The sequence below is a fragment of the Thalassotalea litorea genome (genome assembly GCF_005843925.1).
Classification (GTDB): Bacteria; Pseudomonadota; Gammaproteobacteria; order Enterobacterales; family Alteromonadaceae; genus Thalassotalea_A; species Thalassotalea_A litorea_A.
In genome coordinates this window covers 20,302-34,768 of sequence record NZ_VCBC01000015.1, presented here as the reverse complement: position 1 = coordinate 34,768, position 14,467 = coordinate 20,302, and the positions used below count along the sequence as shown (strand labels likewise).

The 14,467-nt window shown below is 45.5% G+C and carries 11 protein-coding genes; 8 read left to right on the top strand and 3 right to left on the bottom strand.

Annotation, left to right across the window (positions count from 1 at the left end):
- Positions 1-50 precede the first annotated feature (50 nt).
- The 3 genes from FE810_RS13980 to FE810_RS13970 all read left to right on the top strand — a co-directional run bounded on the left by FE810_RS13980 (position 51) and on the right by FE810_RS13970 (position 3,475).
- Positions 51-533, top strand: a complete 483-nt coding sequence (locus FE810_RS13980) for an FKBP-type peptidyl-prolyl cis-trans isomerase (RefSeq protein ID WP_138320741.1) — start codon at positions 51-53, stop codon at positions 531-533.
- Between the two features lie 153 nt (positions 534-686).
- Positions 687-2,021, top strand: a complete 1,335-nt coding sequence (locus tag FE810_RS13975) for a metal-dependent hydrolase family protein (RefSeq protein ID WP_138320740.1) — start codon at positions 687-689, stop codon at positions 2,019-2,021.
- A gap of 305 nt (positions 2,022-2,326) precedes the next feature.
- Complete coding sequence (locus FE810_RS13970; protein WP_138320738.1) at positions 2,327-3,475, top strand: GNAT family N-acetyltransferase; 1,149 nt, start codon at positions 2,327-2,329, stop codon at positions 3,473-3,475.
- 72 nt (positions 3,476-3,547) lie between these two features.
- Here the strand turns inward: FE810_RS13970 and FE810_RS13965 are convergent, their stop codons facing one another.
- Complete coding sequence (locus FE810_RS13965; protein ID WP_138320736.1) at positions 3,548-4,423, bottom strand: DMT family transporter; 876 nt, start codon at positions 4,421-4,423, stop codon at positions 3,548-3,550.
- A gap of 155 nt (positions 4,424-4,578) precedes the next feature.
- Here FE810_RS13965 and FE810_RS13960 point away from each other — a divergent pair, with 155 nt between their 5' ends.
- The 4 genes from FE810_RS13960 (at position 4,579) to FE810_RS13945 (ending at position 9,154) form a co-directional block, all read left to right on the top strand.
- Positions 4,579-5,415 (top strand): ion transporter, encoded by an 837-nt coding sequence (locus FE810_RS13960; protein ID WP_138320734.1) that lies wholly within the window; start codon positions 4,579-4,581, stop codon positions 5,413-5,415.
- Positions 5,416-5,506: 91 nt separating this feature from the next.
- Complete coding sequence (locus FE810_RS13955; RefSeq protein WP_212744520.1) at positions 5,507-6,910, top strand: alanine/glycine:cation symporter family protein; 1,404 nt, start codon at positions 5,507-5,509, stop codon at positions 6,908-6,910.
- A gap of 62 nt (positions 6,911-6,972) precedes the next feature.
- Complete coding sequence (locus FE810_RS13950) at positions 6,973-8,301, top strand: DEAD/DEAH box helicase (RefSeq protein WP_138320732.1); 1,329 nt, start codon at positions 6,973-6,975, stop codon at positions 8,299-8,301.
- Positions 8,302-8,365: 64 nt separating this feature from the next.
- A complete protein-coding gene (locus FE810_RS13945) occupies positions 8,366-9,154 on the top strand; it encodes a hypothetical protein (RefSeq protein WP_138320730.1) in 789 nt (262 codons plus the stop codon).
- Between the two features lie 2 nt (positions 9,155-9,156).
- On the opposite strand, the gene FE810_RS13940 is transcribed toward FE810_RS13945, so the two are convergent.
- Both FE810_RS13940 and FE810_RS13935 read right to left on the bottom strand, forming a co-directional pair.
- Positions 9,157-9,675 (bottom strand): hypothetical protein, encoded by a 519-nt coding sequence (locus tag FE810_RS13940; protein ID WP_138320729.1) that lies wholly within the window; start codon positions 9,673-9,675, stop codon positions 9,157-9,159.
- Positions 9,676-9,759: 84 nt separating this feature from the next.
- Positions 9,760-12,192 (bottom strand): tetratricopeptide repeat protein, encoded by a 2,433-nt coding sequence (locus FE810_RS13935; protein ID WP_171022378.1) that lies wholly within the window; start codon positions 12,190-12,192, stop codon positions 9,760-9,762.
- A 151-nt stretch (positions 12,193-12,343) separates the two neighbouring features.
- Between FE810_RS13935 and FE810_RS13930 the strand changes: the two genes are divergently transcribed.
- The gene (locus FE810_RS13930; RefSeq protein ID WP_138320725.1) at positions 12,344-14,317 is read left to right on the top strand and encodes a monovalent cation:proton antiporter family protein; all 1,974 of its coding nucleotides are present in this window, start codon (positions 12,344-12,346) and stop codon (positions 14,315-14,317) included.
- The last annotated feature ends 150 nt before the right edge of the window (positions 14,318-14,467 follow it).

Sequence of the window (14,467 nt, the reverse complement as noted above, 5' to 3'; positions counted from 1 at the left end):
AAGGTATAATAACGAGATAATTTTTCGTTATGCAAAATACAGGATTAAGCATGAAAGTCGCAAAAGATACCGTTGTTCAGTTTCACTACCTACTGAAAAACTCCGATGGCACGACCCTTGAGGATTCCAGCGGTGGTGATCCTATGGCACTTCTCGTTGGCCACAACTCAATGATAAAAGGTGTTGAGGATGCATTAGTCGATAAGCAGCAGGGAGATAAATTCAGTGTCACCGTCACCCCGGAAAATGGCTACGGTGAGTATCTTGAAGAAGCGATCCAACGTATTCCCGCCAAACACCTACAAGGCGCAAGTAGCTGGAAACCAGGCATGGTAGGGGTGGTAAATACCGAACAAGGTCAGCGTCAGGTAACGGTGATGAAAGTTGGCAAGTTTATGGTCACGGTCGATACCAATCATCCATTAGCAGGGCAAACGCTGGAATTCGATATCGAAATTGTTTCGGTACGAGAAGCTCAAGCGGAAGAAGTTTCCCACGGTCATGCCCATGGCGTAGGCGGTCATCAACATTAATCTAGATTGCTGGGTAGGCAAGTACTTACCATGAATCGATGTTAATGAATTAATTACAAAATCTAAGGGTATTCGCCCTTAGATTTTTTTTTCGATTGTGATATTAATAGAGAAGTTGTATTCCCTGGCAGAAGTCAGAAATAAGGAAAATCTATGTTTCATAAAAATAATAAAAATAATAAAAAAAATAATACTGTGTCATTGCCTCTGATCGCATTAACCTTGCTATCTCATACTGTGTTTAGCAGTGCCGCATTGGCGGAAAATATCAAAATCATTCATGCCGGTGAGTTGCTGGCCGTCCCGGGAAAAACCGTACAGAAACGTCAATCTGTGGTGATTAAAGACAATAAAATTACCGAAATCGTATCCGGCTATGTATCGGGTAAAGACTATGGCGATAATGTTGAAATTATTGACTTGAAAAATGATTTCGTGATGCCGGGAATGATGGACATGCATGTTCACATCCAGGGGGAGTTAGGACCAGACAATGCCCGTGAAAGATTGCAAATGTCATCTGAGCTAGCGGGCATGCGCAGTGTGCATTTTGCCAACAAGACCTTGCAAGCCGGTTTTACTACGGTGCGGGATTTAGGCGCAGATCCACAGCAGTTGTATGCGCTTCGTGATGCGATTGCCAACGGCTGGGTAGATGGTCCAAGAATTATTGCCTCCGGTGGTGTTTCCGTCACCGGTGGTCATGGCGATGTGGATGGTATGCGTCACGATTTGATGGACAAATACACCTCAAAAACTATCTGTGATGGCCCTTATGATTGTCGCCGAGCGACTCGTCGAGCAATCAAATTCGGTGCCGATGTTATTAAAATCACCTCAACCGGTGGTGTTTTATCTGATACCAATACCGGGACAGGTCAGCAAATGGCAAATGACGAGCTTAAAGAGGTTGTTGATGCAGCCCATGCGCTTGGCCGTAAAGTTGCCAGCCATGCCCATGCGGCCGAAGGCATAAATGCGGCATTACGCGCCGGCGTCGATAGTATCGAACATGGCAGTTATGCCGATGAGGATAGCATTGAGCTGTTCCTCGATAACGATGCCTATTTGGTACCAACGTTGTTGGCGGGTGATACGGTGTTAAAAATGGCGCAAAATAGTGACTTCATGTCGCCAGCAATCAAAGCCAAGGCGCAACGTGTTGGCGCCGATATGCTGAAAAACTTTACCAACGCTTATGAAGAAGGAGTCAAAATCGCATTTGGTACCGATTCTGGCGTGTCTAAGCATGGTACAAATGCTCAGGAAGCGATTTTAATGCACGAGGCAGGCATGAAGCCAATGGACATTATCAAATCCGCTACGGTCAATGCCGCGGACCTGATTGATGCGAGCGCCACCTTAGGTACCTTAGAGAAAGGCAAATATGCCGATATCATCGCCGTGGATGACAACCCATTGCAGGATATTCGTCAGCTGTTATCGGTGAAGTTCGTGATGAAAGGCGGTGAAGTTTACAAACAGTAATTGGTTAGATTACAGGTGAGTTTCAAGTAGCTTGCCGCTTTACGGTTTAAATTTGCCTTTGGACTTGTTGCGACGTTTAAGTTGCAACAAGTCTACAGGCAAAATCATCGCATCAAAGAGCTGATATCCGTAATCGCGAACGCGAAAATTATAGGTTGGGGCTATGCTCTGGATACACCATTAGGCTATGCTGCAAATGAAGGCTCTCAAACTCGGCTCTCAATCCAGGTGCGTATGCAAAGCGCCAAACAAGACGCATGCCTACGCCAAAATTCACAAACCATGAATAATCGATATCCTAACCCATGTTAACCGCTAAATTTTTCTCATCGTTTATCGATATTCCTCGAGAGCATTGGCAATCTCTGTTCAAAGACCTTTCATTATTTTGTCAGTATGACTATTTGCTTTGCCTTGAGCGGAGTTTGTGTGTTGGCGCTGAATCCGGATGGATCCCCAATCATCTGGTGCTGTATCAGCAAGATACGCCCGTTGCAGCGATGCCCTTATATCTAAAAATGCACTCCTATGGCGAATACATGTTTGACTGGAATTGGGCGGCAGCCTATCAGCAACAGCAAGTTCGCTATTATCCGAAGTTACTAAGTGCCATACCGTTCACCCCAGTAACGGGACAACGACTTGCGGTCTTGGACAGTGCGAACCTCGCCGCAGCTGACATTGTTAGTGCGCTGAAATCCGCTCTTACACTGCAACTGAAGAAATTTGATGCAAGCAATTTTCAATGCCTGTTTAACGAGAAACAACAAAGTGATGACTTTGCCAAACAGGGGCTGGCGCAACGTCAGGATATCCAGTTTCACTGGTTTAATCATGAGTATTTAAGCTTTGCTGACTTTGTTGCGAAATTGACGGCAAGAAAGCGCAAAAGTATCCACAAAGAGCGGCGTGCATTGCAGGCCTATGGATTAGAATTTCGCTGGCTAGATGGCGAACAAATTAACAATTCTGACTGGCAGTTATTTTATCGTTGTTATCGTCAGACCTATCGAAAACGCTCAGGGCATGATGGATACCTGAATCTCGATTTCTTCCTGTCATTATCAAAGTTTTTGGCGGAGAATTGTCGGTTGCTGGTGGTTTACGATGGCGAGCGCGCCATTGCTAGTGCGTTGTTTTTTGTCCATCAAAACACCCTGTATGGTCGTTATTGGGGCGCACTAGAGGATATTCCCGGATTACACTTTGAAGCCTGTTATTATCAGGGGATTGAGTATTGTATTGCCAATCAGTTGGCTCGATTTGATGCCGGTGTCCAGGGAGAGCATAAACTGAATCGCGGATTCGAACCTGTCATAAGCTATGGCAATTATTTACTTGCAGACTCACCATTTAAGCAGGCAATACTGGATGTGATTCGCCGTGAAAATGTGCATTATCAAACGCTTCTTGCCTCAAACACTCTCGATAGTGCGTATCGAAAAGATGACTAGTACCAAAGTAGACCGTAAGTAATCAAACAGGACGCTTTTCTTGGTGAGCTCAGTTTTCGGTTGAGTTGGTTTTTATTGTGACTTGTTGGGTTTTGATTTTCGGTGGGTCAGTCCAACGCCGATCAAAATTAAACCCGCGCCTATCGCCATCCATATTGATACCCTTTCATCCAGCAGCAACATCCCCCAACCAATGCCAAATACCGGGATAAGATAAGTCACGGAAATTGCTTTGGCCGGGCCAAGTTGCGCCAATAAGCGAAAGTAAAGGATGTACGCCAAGGCGGTGCAGACCACACCGAGAATAATGATCGCTAACCAAGATTGGAGACTAATTGCCTGCTCTGGCCATAATGGGATCGCTACGGGTATTAGCACTAATGTGGCGAATAGCTGACTACCGGCGGCAATGGCCAAGGATGATACTCCCTGGAGGTTAAGTCGGGTAAAACAGGCGGCAAACCCATACATTAACGTTGCGCCGAGCGCCGCGAACAAAGCCATCGCGGTATTGTCAAACGTTAAGCTGCCTTTGCTGGCAAATAATACCGCAACGCCAACAACGCCTAATAACAAGCCAAAAGATTGATAGGTATTTAAACGCTCATGCAACCAAACGTAAGCGATGAACGCCGTAAAAATCGGTGCGATTGAATTTACGACTGACGTCATTCCGGCACTGAGTGATAGTGTCGCAAATGCAAATAACACAAATGGTAGCGCCGTGTTGGTGATACCCACCACAAAAATAGGCCAGGCATATTGGCGTACCTGGTGTTGTTTTTTCATATGTAATAAAAACGGTAGCAGGGTGATAAAGCCTATTGCGGTGCGCAAGGTGATCAAAGGTATGGGCCCTAATTCGGGAGCAGAGACTCGCATTAATAAAAAGGAACCGCCCCAAATAGCGGCCAATGCGATTAACTCAATCAGATGCCTAAGATTCATAGAAAAATACCAGCGCATTGCAGCGATCATGCCGAAAAGGACAAATTAGTGTCTATTTAGCCCCGAAAGTAGAAAAATTCCAAGTTTTTCTTGCTTTTAAAGCCGGCAATTTTTATAACCCCTCTATCTTTTACTACCAGTTAGCATTTTTCGCCATGTCCGTTACCATTGCCAACTTGCAGCGCACGTTAAAAATTATCGATTCCAGTAAATTATTCCAGGGTGCCGTAATCGCGGTCATTGTAATTTCCGCTCTTTTGATCGGAGCTAAAACCCATGATTTACCGAAACACCTGGTCGATCTCATCGGCATATTGGATGTCAGTATTACCGTATTCTTTGCCGTAGAAATTGTGATTCGATTTCTGGCAGCAGAAAAAAAACCGGAATTTTTCAAAAAAGGCTGGAATATTTTCGATACCATTATCGTGATTGGCTCGCTGATCCCAGACGGTGGTTCAGGTGTCTTACTGGCACGTTTGTTACGAGTATTTAGGGTGTTGCGACTGGTTTCGATGATCCCGGAATTGCGCATGCTAATTAACGCTTTGCTAAAGGCGATCCCACAAATGGGCTATATCGCCCTATTAATGTTTGTTATTTTCTATATTTATGCGGCAATTGGCAGTATTATTTTCCACGACATCAATGAGTTTTTGTGGGGTGATGTATCGGTTTCGCTATTAACACTGTTTCGTGTTGCAACGTTTGAAGACTGGACTGATGTAATGTATGAAACCATGTCCGTTTACCCATTAAGCTGGATTTTCTATTTATCATTTATCTTTCTCACCGCTTTTATTTTCTTAAATATGATGGTCGGTACGGTTCTGGAAGTGATGAGCGCTGAACATGAACTGGAACGGGCGAGCAGTCACGGTGAAAGTGCCGAAGAGGGGGAACCGGCCTCCCGGGCGCAGGTAGATGCCTTGCAGCAACAAATAACGCAGATCCAACAAATGCTGGAGCAGCAACAAAACAAGCCTCAGTGATCCCTTGTCCCCTAACACCGCAACGATGCATTAGGCGGGGAGCAACTGAGCCAACAATAATTATTTCATTAATGAATGCTAAGGAAGTTTTGTGATTCATGACGTCGTCGCGTTTTTAAATAATATCGTCTGGGGTTATGTCCTCATTTACATGCTGGTGCTGGCGGGAATTTGGTTTACCATTCGCCTTAAAGCAATTCAGTTCCGTCACTTCTTCCACATGTTTTCAGTCATGCGTCATAGCCGCACCGGCGATTCTGCCAGCATATCTTCTTTTCAGGCGCTGTGTACTACACTTGCTGCCCGGGTAGGTACCGGAAACCTGATGGGGGTTGCCGTAGCGATTTCCCTTGGCGGCCCTGGCGCTGTTTTCTGGATGTGGGTCATTGCCTTGGTAGGTATGGCAACCGCGTTTGCAGAAAGCACATTGGCACAGCTTTACAAAGAAAAAGATCATCTTGGCCGCTTTCGCGGTGGTCCCGCTTTTTATATGCGCAAAGGCTTAAAAAGTCCGGCAATGGCATTGGTCTTCTCAATATGCCTGTTTTTCGGTTATGGCTTTGTTTTTGGAGCAGTACAGGCAAACTCGATTAGCGATGCTTTCAATGGTTCTTACGGAATCGACCCGGTCTATACCGGAGCAGTCATTACCGTGTTAACCGCAATTATCGTGGTCGGCGGTTTGAAAAATATTGCGCGGTTCGCCGAGCTTGTCGTGCCCTTTATGGGGGTGGCGTACGTGCTCGTTGCGCTATTCGTCATTAGCATGAATGTCAGTGCTGTCCCGGATATTTTTGCGGATATCGTTGGTTCTGCGTTTGGATTACGAGAAGCCGGCTCAGGCCTGGTCGGTGCCGCGATTATGCAAGGGATCAAACGAGGCTTATATTCCAATGAAGCTGGCATGGGTAGCGCCCCGAATGCCGCTGCAGCAGCTACACCGTATCCGCCACATCCGGTATCTCAAGGCTATGTGCAAATGCTAGGAGTCTTTTTGGATACCATCGTACTTTGTACCTGTACTGCGTTAATCATTTTGATGTCAGGCATCCCTCTGGGACAAGAATTTGGCATTCAGCTAACTCAGCAGGCACTGGCGAATCAAGTGGGAGACTGGGGCAGTGATTTTATCTCCATTGCGATTTTATTTTTTGGTTTTACGTCCATCGTTGCCAATTACGCCTACGCGGAAAACAGTTTAAGTTTTATAGGCCTTGATAATAAATTGGGCAAGCTCTTCTTCAACTTAGTGTTTCTGGTGATGATTTTTTATGGTTCCGTAGCAACGCTAGGGGAGGTCATTGCGATGGCTGATCTCGGAGTTGGTTTAATGACCATTGTTAATGTTACCGCCATCGTATTGTTGACCAAGTCGTTGGTTTTTGTTGCCAAAGACTATAATCAACATCTCGATGCAGGTAAGTTGCCGGAATTTAAAATCGATGAGCAACAAGAGCAGGACATGCGCTTGACGAAAAATATCTGGCGTCACTAGGTCTAGGTGTCAGGGGGGAATTTTGCTATTATCCCGGCATATTTTATTACTAAGGTTAATTCATGAGTTTTGATGCGATAGGTCTTCCTCAGCCGCTGCTGCAAGCCGTAAAGTCTATGGGGTATAAAAACCTTACGCCAATTCAGCAAAAAGGGATTTCCGCAATCCGCTCTGGTCAGGATGTATTAGCGAGTGCCCAAACCGGTACCGGTAAAACTGCGGCTTTCTCTTTGCCAATTATCGAAGCATTGTTAAAGACAGGCGCAGGTCAGGGCGGGCAGGGTACTGGCGTGCAAGCACTGGTATTAACGCCTACGCGCGAGTTGGCCAAGCAGGTTAAAGAAAACATTGAGCAGTATTGCCAAAATACGCAATTAACCACGACCTTAGTTTATGGTGGTGTCGGTAACAGCGAACAGCAAAAGCGTATCCAACAAGGCAGTGATATTGTCGTTGCGACTCCTGGCCGCGTGTTGGAACTGATCCAAAATCGTACTCTGCGATTAAACCAGCTCAAATTTGTCGTCCTGGATGAAGCGGATCGAATGCTGGATATGGGCTTTTTAAAGGCGATTGAAGAAATACTGTCACCCATTAAACAGCCGCATCAAACCCTGCTGTTTTCGGCAACGTTTTCCAATAAAGTCAAAAATCTGGCGAAACAGTTCCTACAACACCCGCGGCTCATTGAAACCGCCAAGCAAAACGCCACCGCGAAAAAAGTTCGTCAGTACGTTTATCCGGTTCAGGAAAATCGTAAACGCGAAATGTTGTCAGAGCTAATTGGCAAGAATAACTGGCATCAGGTTATGGTATTTGCTGGTACTCGAGAAAGTGCCAATGAATTAGCCAAAGAGCTCAAACTTGATGGCATCAAAGCGGTGCTTTGTCATGGCGAAAAATCCCAGGGCGCTCGTAACAAAGCGCTGCAGGATTTTACCGAAGGTAAAGCCCGGGTGATTGTGGCAACCGATGTTGCTGCTCGCGGTATTGATATTGCCGACTTGCATTACGTTGTAAATTATCACTTGCCGTTTTTAGCGGAAGACTACGTACACCGAATTGGTCGTACCGGACGAGCCGGTAAATCGGGTACTGCGATTTCCTTAGTTTCCCCGAAAGATCATAGGTTTTTAGGCGATATCGAAGCGTTAATTGAACAGAAGATTGAACGCATTGTTTTACCGGGTTACGAATTTGATTTAATGACTGAAATTGCCAAAAAAGATGCGGCGAAAAAAGGCGTGGCTAAAAAAGATGTCAGCAAAGTCGCCCCTGAAAGTAAGAATCGTTACCAGAAAACCCGTGATAAAAACCGCTCATTGGACAAAAAACGTAGTGCTGCGGGGAAAAGCAAAGTACAACGCAAAAGCCGGCATTCGAGTCGCTGATCCACGACACGATATTCACGGTTAAAACTAAAATCTAATAACAGCTACGGCACCAAAGAAAATTATGGGCAATCACAATAACGACCACACTCGCCGTCGCGCAAAAACAACCTTGCTATCTGATATCGATAGCGATGAGTATTATCATGGTAAATCCCCGCAGTCAGAGGATGCAGATGCATCGGCAGCTCAACGGACTGGTCAGGATTTTTTGCCACTGGAAGTTCCGTTTGAATATCGCCATTGCTGTTGGTTTTGCAAAGAGCCAGCGGCTCGTATGTTTAACTATCCAACCGATCAAATACCAAACACCAATGACACCGCAAAAGGCATGGCCATTCCAGCATGTCATGAGTGTGCCGCTATTGCCAATAAGCACAAAAAGCTGGAGGTTTCGCAGCTGCGTGAAAAAGTAAACGCCGGATTACGTAAACTTTATCGCAAGGATCTGGCCATTGGCGTTAACTGGACCAAAGAAGAGCTGGAAAACAGTGGCTTTGAAGGGGGCAATTTTGAAGGGTTTGCCCGCAGCGCGTGGTTTATGTATGAAATAGCCCGGGATCGAGTAAATTTTAGAGGTTGGCCACTTCAGCTTCATGGTTTGAAGCTGCATGAAGAGCAACAATCATCGTTTCATTTCGATGGCACCGATTTTAATGACGTGGAACAGGCAATAGCGTTTTACGCACAAACCTATCGCCTTGATCCCGGGTTTTTGAACGAGGCCGTTTATCGCCTGTCACCAGATCGTTTTGCCGATGCCCTGCGCCTGGCAAGGATCTGTCAGGATTTTAGCGCCTCAGAACGAGAGGAGGCGCTTAATCGTTTAACGCAAAGTCTTGGTCTGCGCTAGATTTAGTGGTTGATCACAATTCTTGGGTCAAAACCTTCAGCGCAACCTTCCACGTTAACGTCATAGTCCCAGACCCCTTTATTCTTAACTTTGCAGTCAATTTCACCATCAGTTGATGACACTATGGTGGCCGAGCAACCCTTGTCTTTGTCTTTTTCCTTAAACGGCGTGAGATCTGTTTCAAAATCGTCGTTGGGATTGACTGGCATGTCTGACGCTGAGGTTACCGGGTGAAAATTCAAGGTGTATTTGTATTTGCTATCCGCCACCCATTTAAGTTTTTTGTCTTTGGCAGAACAAACACAGTCTTTGATGTTTTTACAAGGGTTGGTTTCGAGTTTTTTACAGTTGTTTTTTTCTGGATCCGCGAGGGTGACGGAAATGGCACAACTGGTCACAGGATCAATATCGATAACCATGGTTTGGTCAATCTCTTTGGCGCTGGCCATGCCTAATGGTAGCAGTAACAGGGCAAGTAGCGTCATTAGGCTATTGCGGGTGACAAGTAACAGGTTGCTCATAATTGTTTCCTGGGGTTGTAGTTGAATTATCCAGACAATGTCTGCCTGGTTACGGTCATTCCCGATCACTACCTGCTTGATAGTTTATCCCTGAAGCGGGGTACTTTCATTGTTAAATAACCTGATAAGCTCTTCTTTATAGTCTAAAAATTGCGGATCCGCTAATATCATCTTGGTATCAAACCCTAATGAAACCGCTTTGTTGAGCATGCTTTTCATTTGTACATTAGACAGGCAATTTTTAGCCACAATCGCCATATCATAAAATACCTGTGGATCCTGGTGTTGCGACTGCAGTACTGAAACTTGGTAGTTGGCGGCATCGTCACATTGATTTAGCTCCGAATAATACCTTGATATCTGTGCTTTGAGATTAATATCGTGCGGGTTAATGTGTTCATTTTGCTTGGCCAACGTCAGTGCTTTTTGATAAGACTGTTGCGCCTTGTGATTGTTTTTTCCTGAATAATGAATCGCATCTGCGAGATTGCCCCAATAGGTAAAATTATCCGGTGCATGCTCAAGGGCTTTTTGATAGTTGCTGGCTGCAATGTCAAACTGTCCGAGAAAAAAGTGATTCGTTGCCAAATTAGAGTACGCTGCCGCACTTGGCGCAATTTCAATGGCCTTTTTAAGGGCGTCTGCCGCCTCATCCAGCTGCCAAAGCATCATATGCGAGGCGCCTAAGGCATTATAGGAATCTAAGATCCCATCTTTTAGAAGATTTACCTTCTTAAATTGCGGGATGGCCGCGGTAAAATTACCGGTGGCAAACAAAAATGAACCATATTCATAGTAGTTTTGCCAATACCCGGGCTCTGATTGGATCGCTTTTTGATAGTATTGCCGGGCTTTATTCGGTTTTTCCAATAATCGATAAGTTTTAGCAAGCTCGCACATGGCCTCAGAATTATTGTCATCAATGTCCAGTGCTTCTTCAAACTGTTCCTGAGCCTGATAGTATTCGCCGTTGGTGAGATAAAGCTTACCAAGGGCAAGATGTGACTCACTGCCAACTTGTTGGTAATTGGCCGTTAATTCGCACGATTCCTTGGCTTTTTGATATTCACTAATGGTTAGATTAATCGTGTAAATATTCAGATTGGTTTTGCACAGTGCGGCAGCGGCTAAAACGAAGCTGTTATCCAGTGTTAATGCCTGAGTAAAGTAACCCTCCGCGATTTGTAAATTAGCGATGCTACTATCATCTTGATAAGCGGATTTCCCCTGTAAATAGGCATCATATGCGGCGAAATTATGGGTGGGTTTTATCTCCGCATCCGAGGTTTCGGCATGACCGATGATCATCAGCAACACGGCGTTTTTGACTTTTCTGAAAAGTTCCTCATTCAAAGAAAGCAGCTCATTTTTCTGACCGGAAATAATGTCTTGCCATAGCTGATATCCGGTTTCAGTATCGATCAATTGCGTGGTGATTTTAAGGGTGTCCTGATTGTATGACAGGGATCCTTCAACCAGATATTTTGCCTTTAATTGTTGCCTGATAACATTCAAATCACTGCCTTCGTCAATGGTATTGGTTGAGCGCAGAGACGTTGCCTTGATATCAGCGGATTTTGAAAGGTAGCTAATGAGTTCCTCTTGAATCGTTTTCGGATAATATGATGGATTGTCGTCGTTCTGAGAAACGGTGAAGGGAAAAACAGCGACAGCGTTGCTTTGTACGCCGGTTGAACGGTTTATTGGAGCGGATTTAGGGTTTGAGACCTGCTCGTCAATCTTTTTCACCAGATGACTGGAGATCAGGAAGATGATGCCAAGGGCCCCGAGTACGAATATCGAATCGAAGATGAATTGCTTTATCAAGGCAACTTTTGACGCTTTCGCTTTTGCCAGTCGTTTTCTGGCGTCCAGTTCGCTGAGCCAGTAATAAACTATCACCAGAATAAATCCAACGATCAGAGCCAACGTTGCCAGTTTCAAGCCCCAGTCAGGTAGCTCAAATATCGGAAAAATAATGGCGAATGCCTGCAACATAATCCAGGAAAAGACGATATAGGCAGCACTGACTTTAAACAATCGACTACTTTTAAGCATCGCCAGAGACAACTTCCATGGACCGGAACTTGTCGCCCCTAATTCATTGATATCATCGGAATTTAATGGGGTAGGTGTGACTCGCAAACGATAGCCTTTGCGGGGGATGGTCTGAATAAGCACCGGACACTCTTTTGGATCGCCCAGTACTTGCCGGATCTCGCTAATGCAATGTGATACCGTACTTTTCGAGGCGTTAGTGCTTCCCCAGGCAAAGTCGAGTATTTGTTGATACTCAACGATCTGGTTAGGGTTAGATGCCAGCAGTAATAGCACTTCCATCGCTTTCGGCGCCAGATGAAATCGTTCTGACTCGCGAATGACAATGCCGAGATCTGGTTTTATCAATACGTCATTGAGCAAGAAACCCTGATGTAACTGCTTGTCTAATTTTGTTTCAATCTCTAATATGGGGTTCTTTGTCTTTGAAATATCGTTATTTTTTTCGTGTTTGTCCATAGGTATAGGGGACGAACTCCAGACAATATCGTCGCTTAAATTAACATTGTTTTGATTTGCATTGATACTTAGTATGGAATGGGATCGCCACATGCGCTAGCGAACTAATTACATTGTTGCGGTCTTGTCTCAATCAATAAAAGGGTTTTAAGTGGGCAATTTTTATCAGGTTCTGGCTATTTTAGTGGCTGCAGTCGTTGTGGTCTGGCTATTCAGACGCTGGCGACTGCCGGCGATCCTGGCGTATTTGGTCGCCGGTACCCTGATTGGTGAACATGGTTTAAATATTACTGGCGATGATTCCGACTACGAACATATTGCCGAGCTAGGCATCGTGTTCTTATTGTTTACCCTCGGGCTGGAATTTTCCTTGCCAAAACTGGTGGCCATGCGCCATTTGGTCACGGACGTTGGCTGCAAGCAAGTCGGCCTGACGTTACTTATCGTTATCCTATTGGCATTAATGTTTGGTTTATCAGGACCTACAGCTTTTGTTATCGGGGGGGTAGTCGCTCTCTCTTCCACTGCGATTGTCATTCGGCAACTATCGGAGTCAGGCTCGATAAAAAGACGTTCCGGACAAATTTCCGTTGCAGTATTACTGTGCCAGGATATTGCCGTCGTGCCATTTCTGATTGTCATCCCACTGCTGGGTGAAGGTGCCGATTGGGGAGTGTTAAGCGCATTAGCCATCGCCTTAATTAAAGGCTGTTTTGTGGTAGGAGTGTTACTATTTGCCGGTCGCTGGCTGTTACCCCGTATATTTAATGTGGTCGCGCAGGTGCGCACCGATGAACTGTTCGTATTGACCACTTTACTGGTGACATTACTCGCTGCTGCGCTAACCCAGTTTTTTGGCTTATCGATGGCCTTAGGGGCTTTTTTAGCTGGCATGATGCTCGGCGAAAGTCAGTATAAATATCAGCTTGAAGCCGATATCAGGCCGTTTCGGGATATTTTATTAGGCCTGTTTTTTGTCACCGTTGGGATGAAACTTGATTGGCAGGCGTTATTTCAATCCCCGGGCAGTATTGCTCTGGTGCTGGTTTTGTCTTTGTTGATCAAAATATCGGTGATCCGAATTCTTGCGGTTCGGGCTGGCGAGTCCGCTAAAGATGCCTGGGCGTCAGGTTTTATGCTGGCGCAAATGGGAGAATTCAGTTTTGTATTAATCGCCCTGGCCGCAAACAATGGTGTGTTTAGCACAGAGTTGACCTCGATTTTACTTGGCGCGGGAATTCTTTCGATGGCCGTAACGCCGTTTATGATCTCTCATGCCCGCGATTGGGCAGTGAAACTGACCTTGGAAAACAATCAAAAACTCAGTGAACAACAACAGGAATTGTCCAAGCCCCAACGACCGTTAAGTAATCATGTGGTTATCTGTGGTTTTGGCCGCGTTGGACAAACGGTTAGCCGTTTTTTAAAGCAGGAAAATATCGATTTTGTCGCCATCGACATTGATCCGGTGCGCGTCAACGAAGCCAGAGAAGCAGGGGAAAATGTATTGTTCGGCTCGGCTCGTCAGGCGGAAGTCTTACATGCGGCAAATATTGAAGAGGCAAAATTGGTGGTCGTCTCCTATGGGGCTCCAGAGCAATCCTTTGATGTCGTGCAAAAAGTTCGTTCCTTGTCTGAGCACGTACAAATTCTGGTCCGTACGCGTAATGATGATGCGCTTACCAAACTTCAGGAAGCGGGGGCCAATGAAGTGGTTCCAGAGTCCCTGGAAGGCAGTTTAATGTTAGTATCGCAAGTGTTGAATTTAAGTGGCGTGCCATTTTCTCGTATCGTTCGACAAATTCAGGCTGAGCGTAAGAATCACTACAACCGCCTTCATGGATTTTATCCCGGAGTGGATACCGATATGAGTGCCGGCGCAATTGAGCGTCTGGAGTTTGTTCATGCTACTTTGCTCAATGATGATGCGTTTGCAACAGGATTGACTATTGAAGAGTTAGGTTTAACAGAAAAACGTGTGGAAATACTGTCCATTCGCCGACATGGACGGGAAATTCCGCACCCATCCCCAAAGGAACGATTAATGGCCCAAGATACCCTGGTGCTGCAAGGGAAACCGCGGCGAGTAGAGCGAGTTGAGCGGTTTTTGCAAGAAGGGGAATAATCGCGATATTCGTTTTCAAGGTCGTGCGCTTTGCACTCTCTGTTCCCCTTGTATTGCTCATGCGTCCCTCATTACTTAGTGTGAGGCCGGCATTGACAGACGAGATATTAGCTGAGTTTCAACGCCTGCGCTGAGTCATCTGCAAATGAA

What these genes read in the sequence shown, in the direction of transcription:
- FE810_RS13945 (WP_138320730.1), top strand. Translation starts at nt 8,366, where the DNA reads ATGGGCAATCACAATAACGACCACACTCGCCGTCGCGCAAAAACAACC.
- FE810_RS13970 (WP_138320738.1), top strand. Translation starts at nt 2,327, where the DNA reads ATGTTAACCGCTAAATTTTTCTCATCGTTTATCGATATTCCTCGAGAG.
- FE810_RS13935 (WP_171022378.1), bottom strand. Translation starts at nt 12,192, where the DNA reads ATGGACAAACACGAAAAAAATAACGATATTTCAAAGACAAAGAACCCC.
- FE810_RS13975 (WP_138320740.1), top strand. Translation starts at nt 687, where the DNA reads ATGTTTCATAAAAATAATAAAAATAATAAAAAAAATAATACTGTGTCA.
- FE810_RS13950 (WP_138320732.1), top strand. Translation starts at nt 6,973, where the DNA reads ATGAGTTTTGATGCGATAGGTCTTCCTCAGCCGCTGCTGCAAGCCGTA.
- FE810_RS13980 (WP_138320741.1), top strand. Translation starts at nt 51, where the DNA reads ATGAAAGTCGCAAAAGATACCGTTGTTCAGTTTCACTACCTACTGAAA.
- FE810_RS13960 (WP_138320734.1), top strand. Translation starts at nt 4,579, where the DNA reads ATGTCCGTTACCATTGCCAACTTGCAGCGCACGTTAAAAATTATCGAT.
- FE810_RS13940 (WP_138320729.1), bottom strand. Translation starts at nt 9,675, where the DNA reads ATGAGCAACCTGTTACTTGTCACCCGCAATAGCCTAATGACGCTACTT.
- FE810_RS13965 (WP_138320736.1), bottom strand. Translation starts at nt 4,423, where the DNA reads ATGAATCTTAGGCATCTGATTGAGTTAATCGCATTGGCCGCTATTTGG.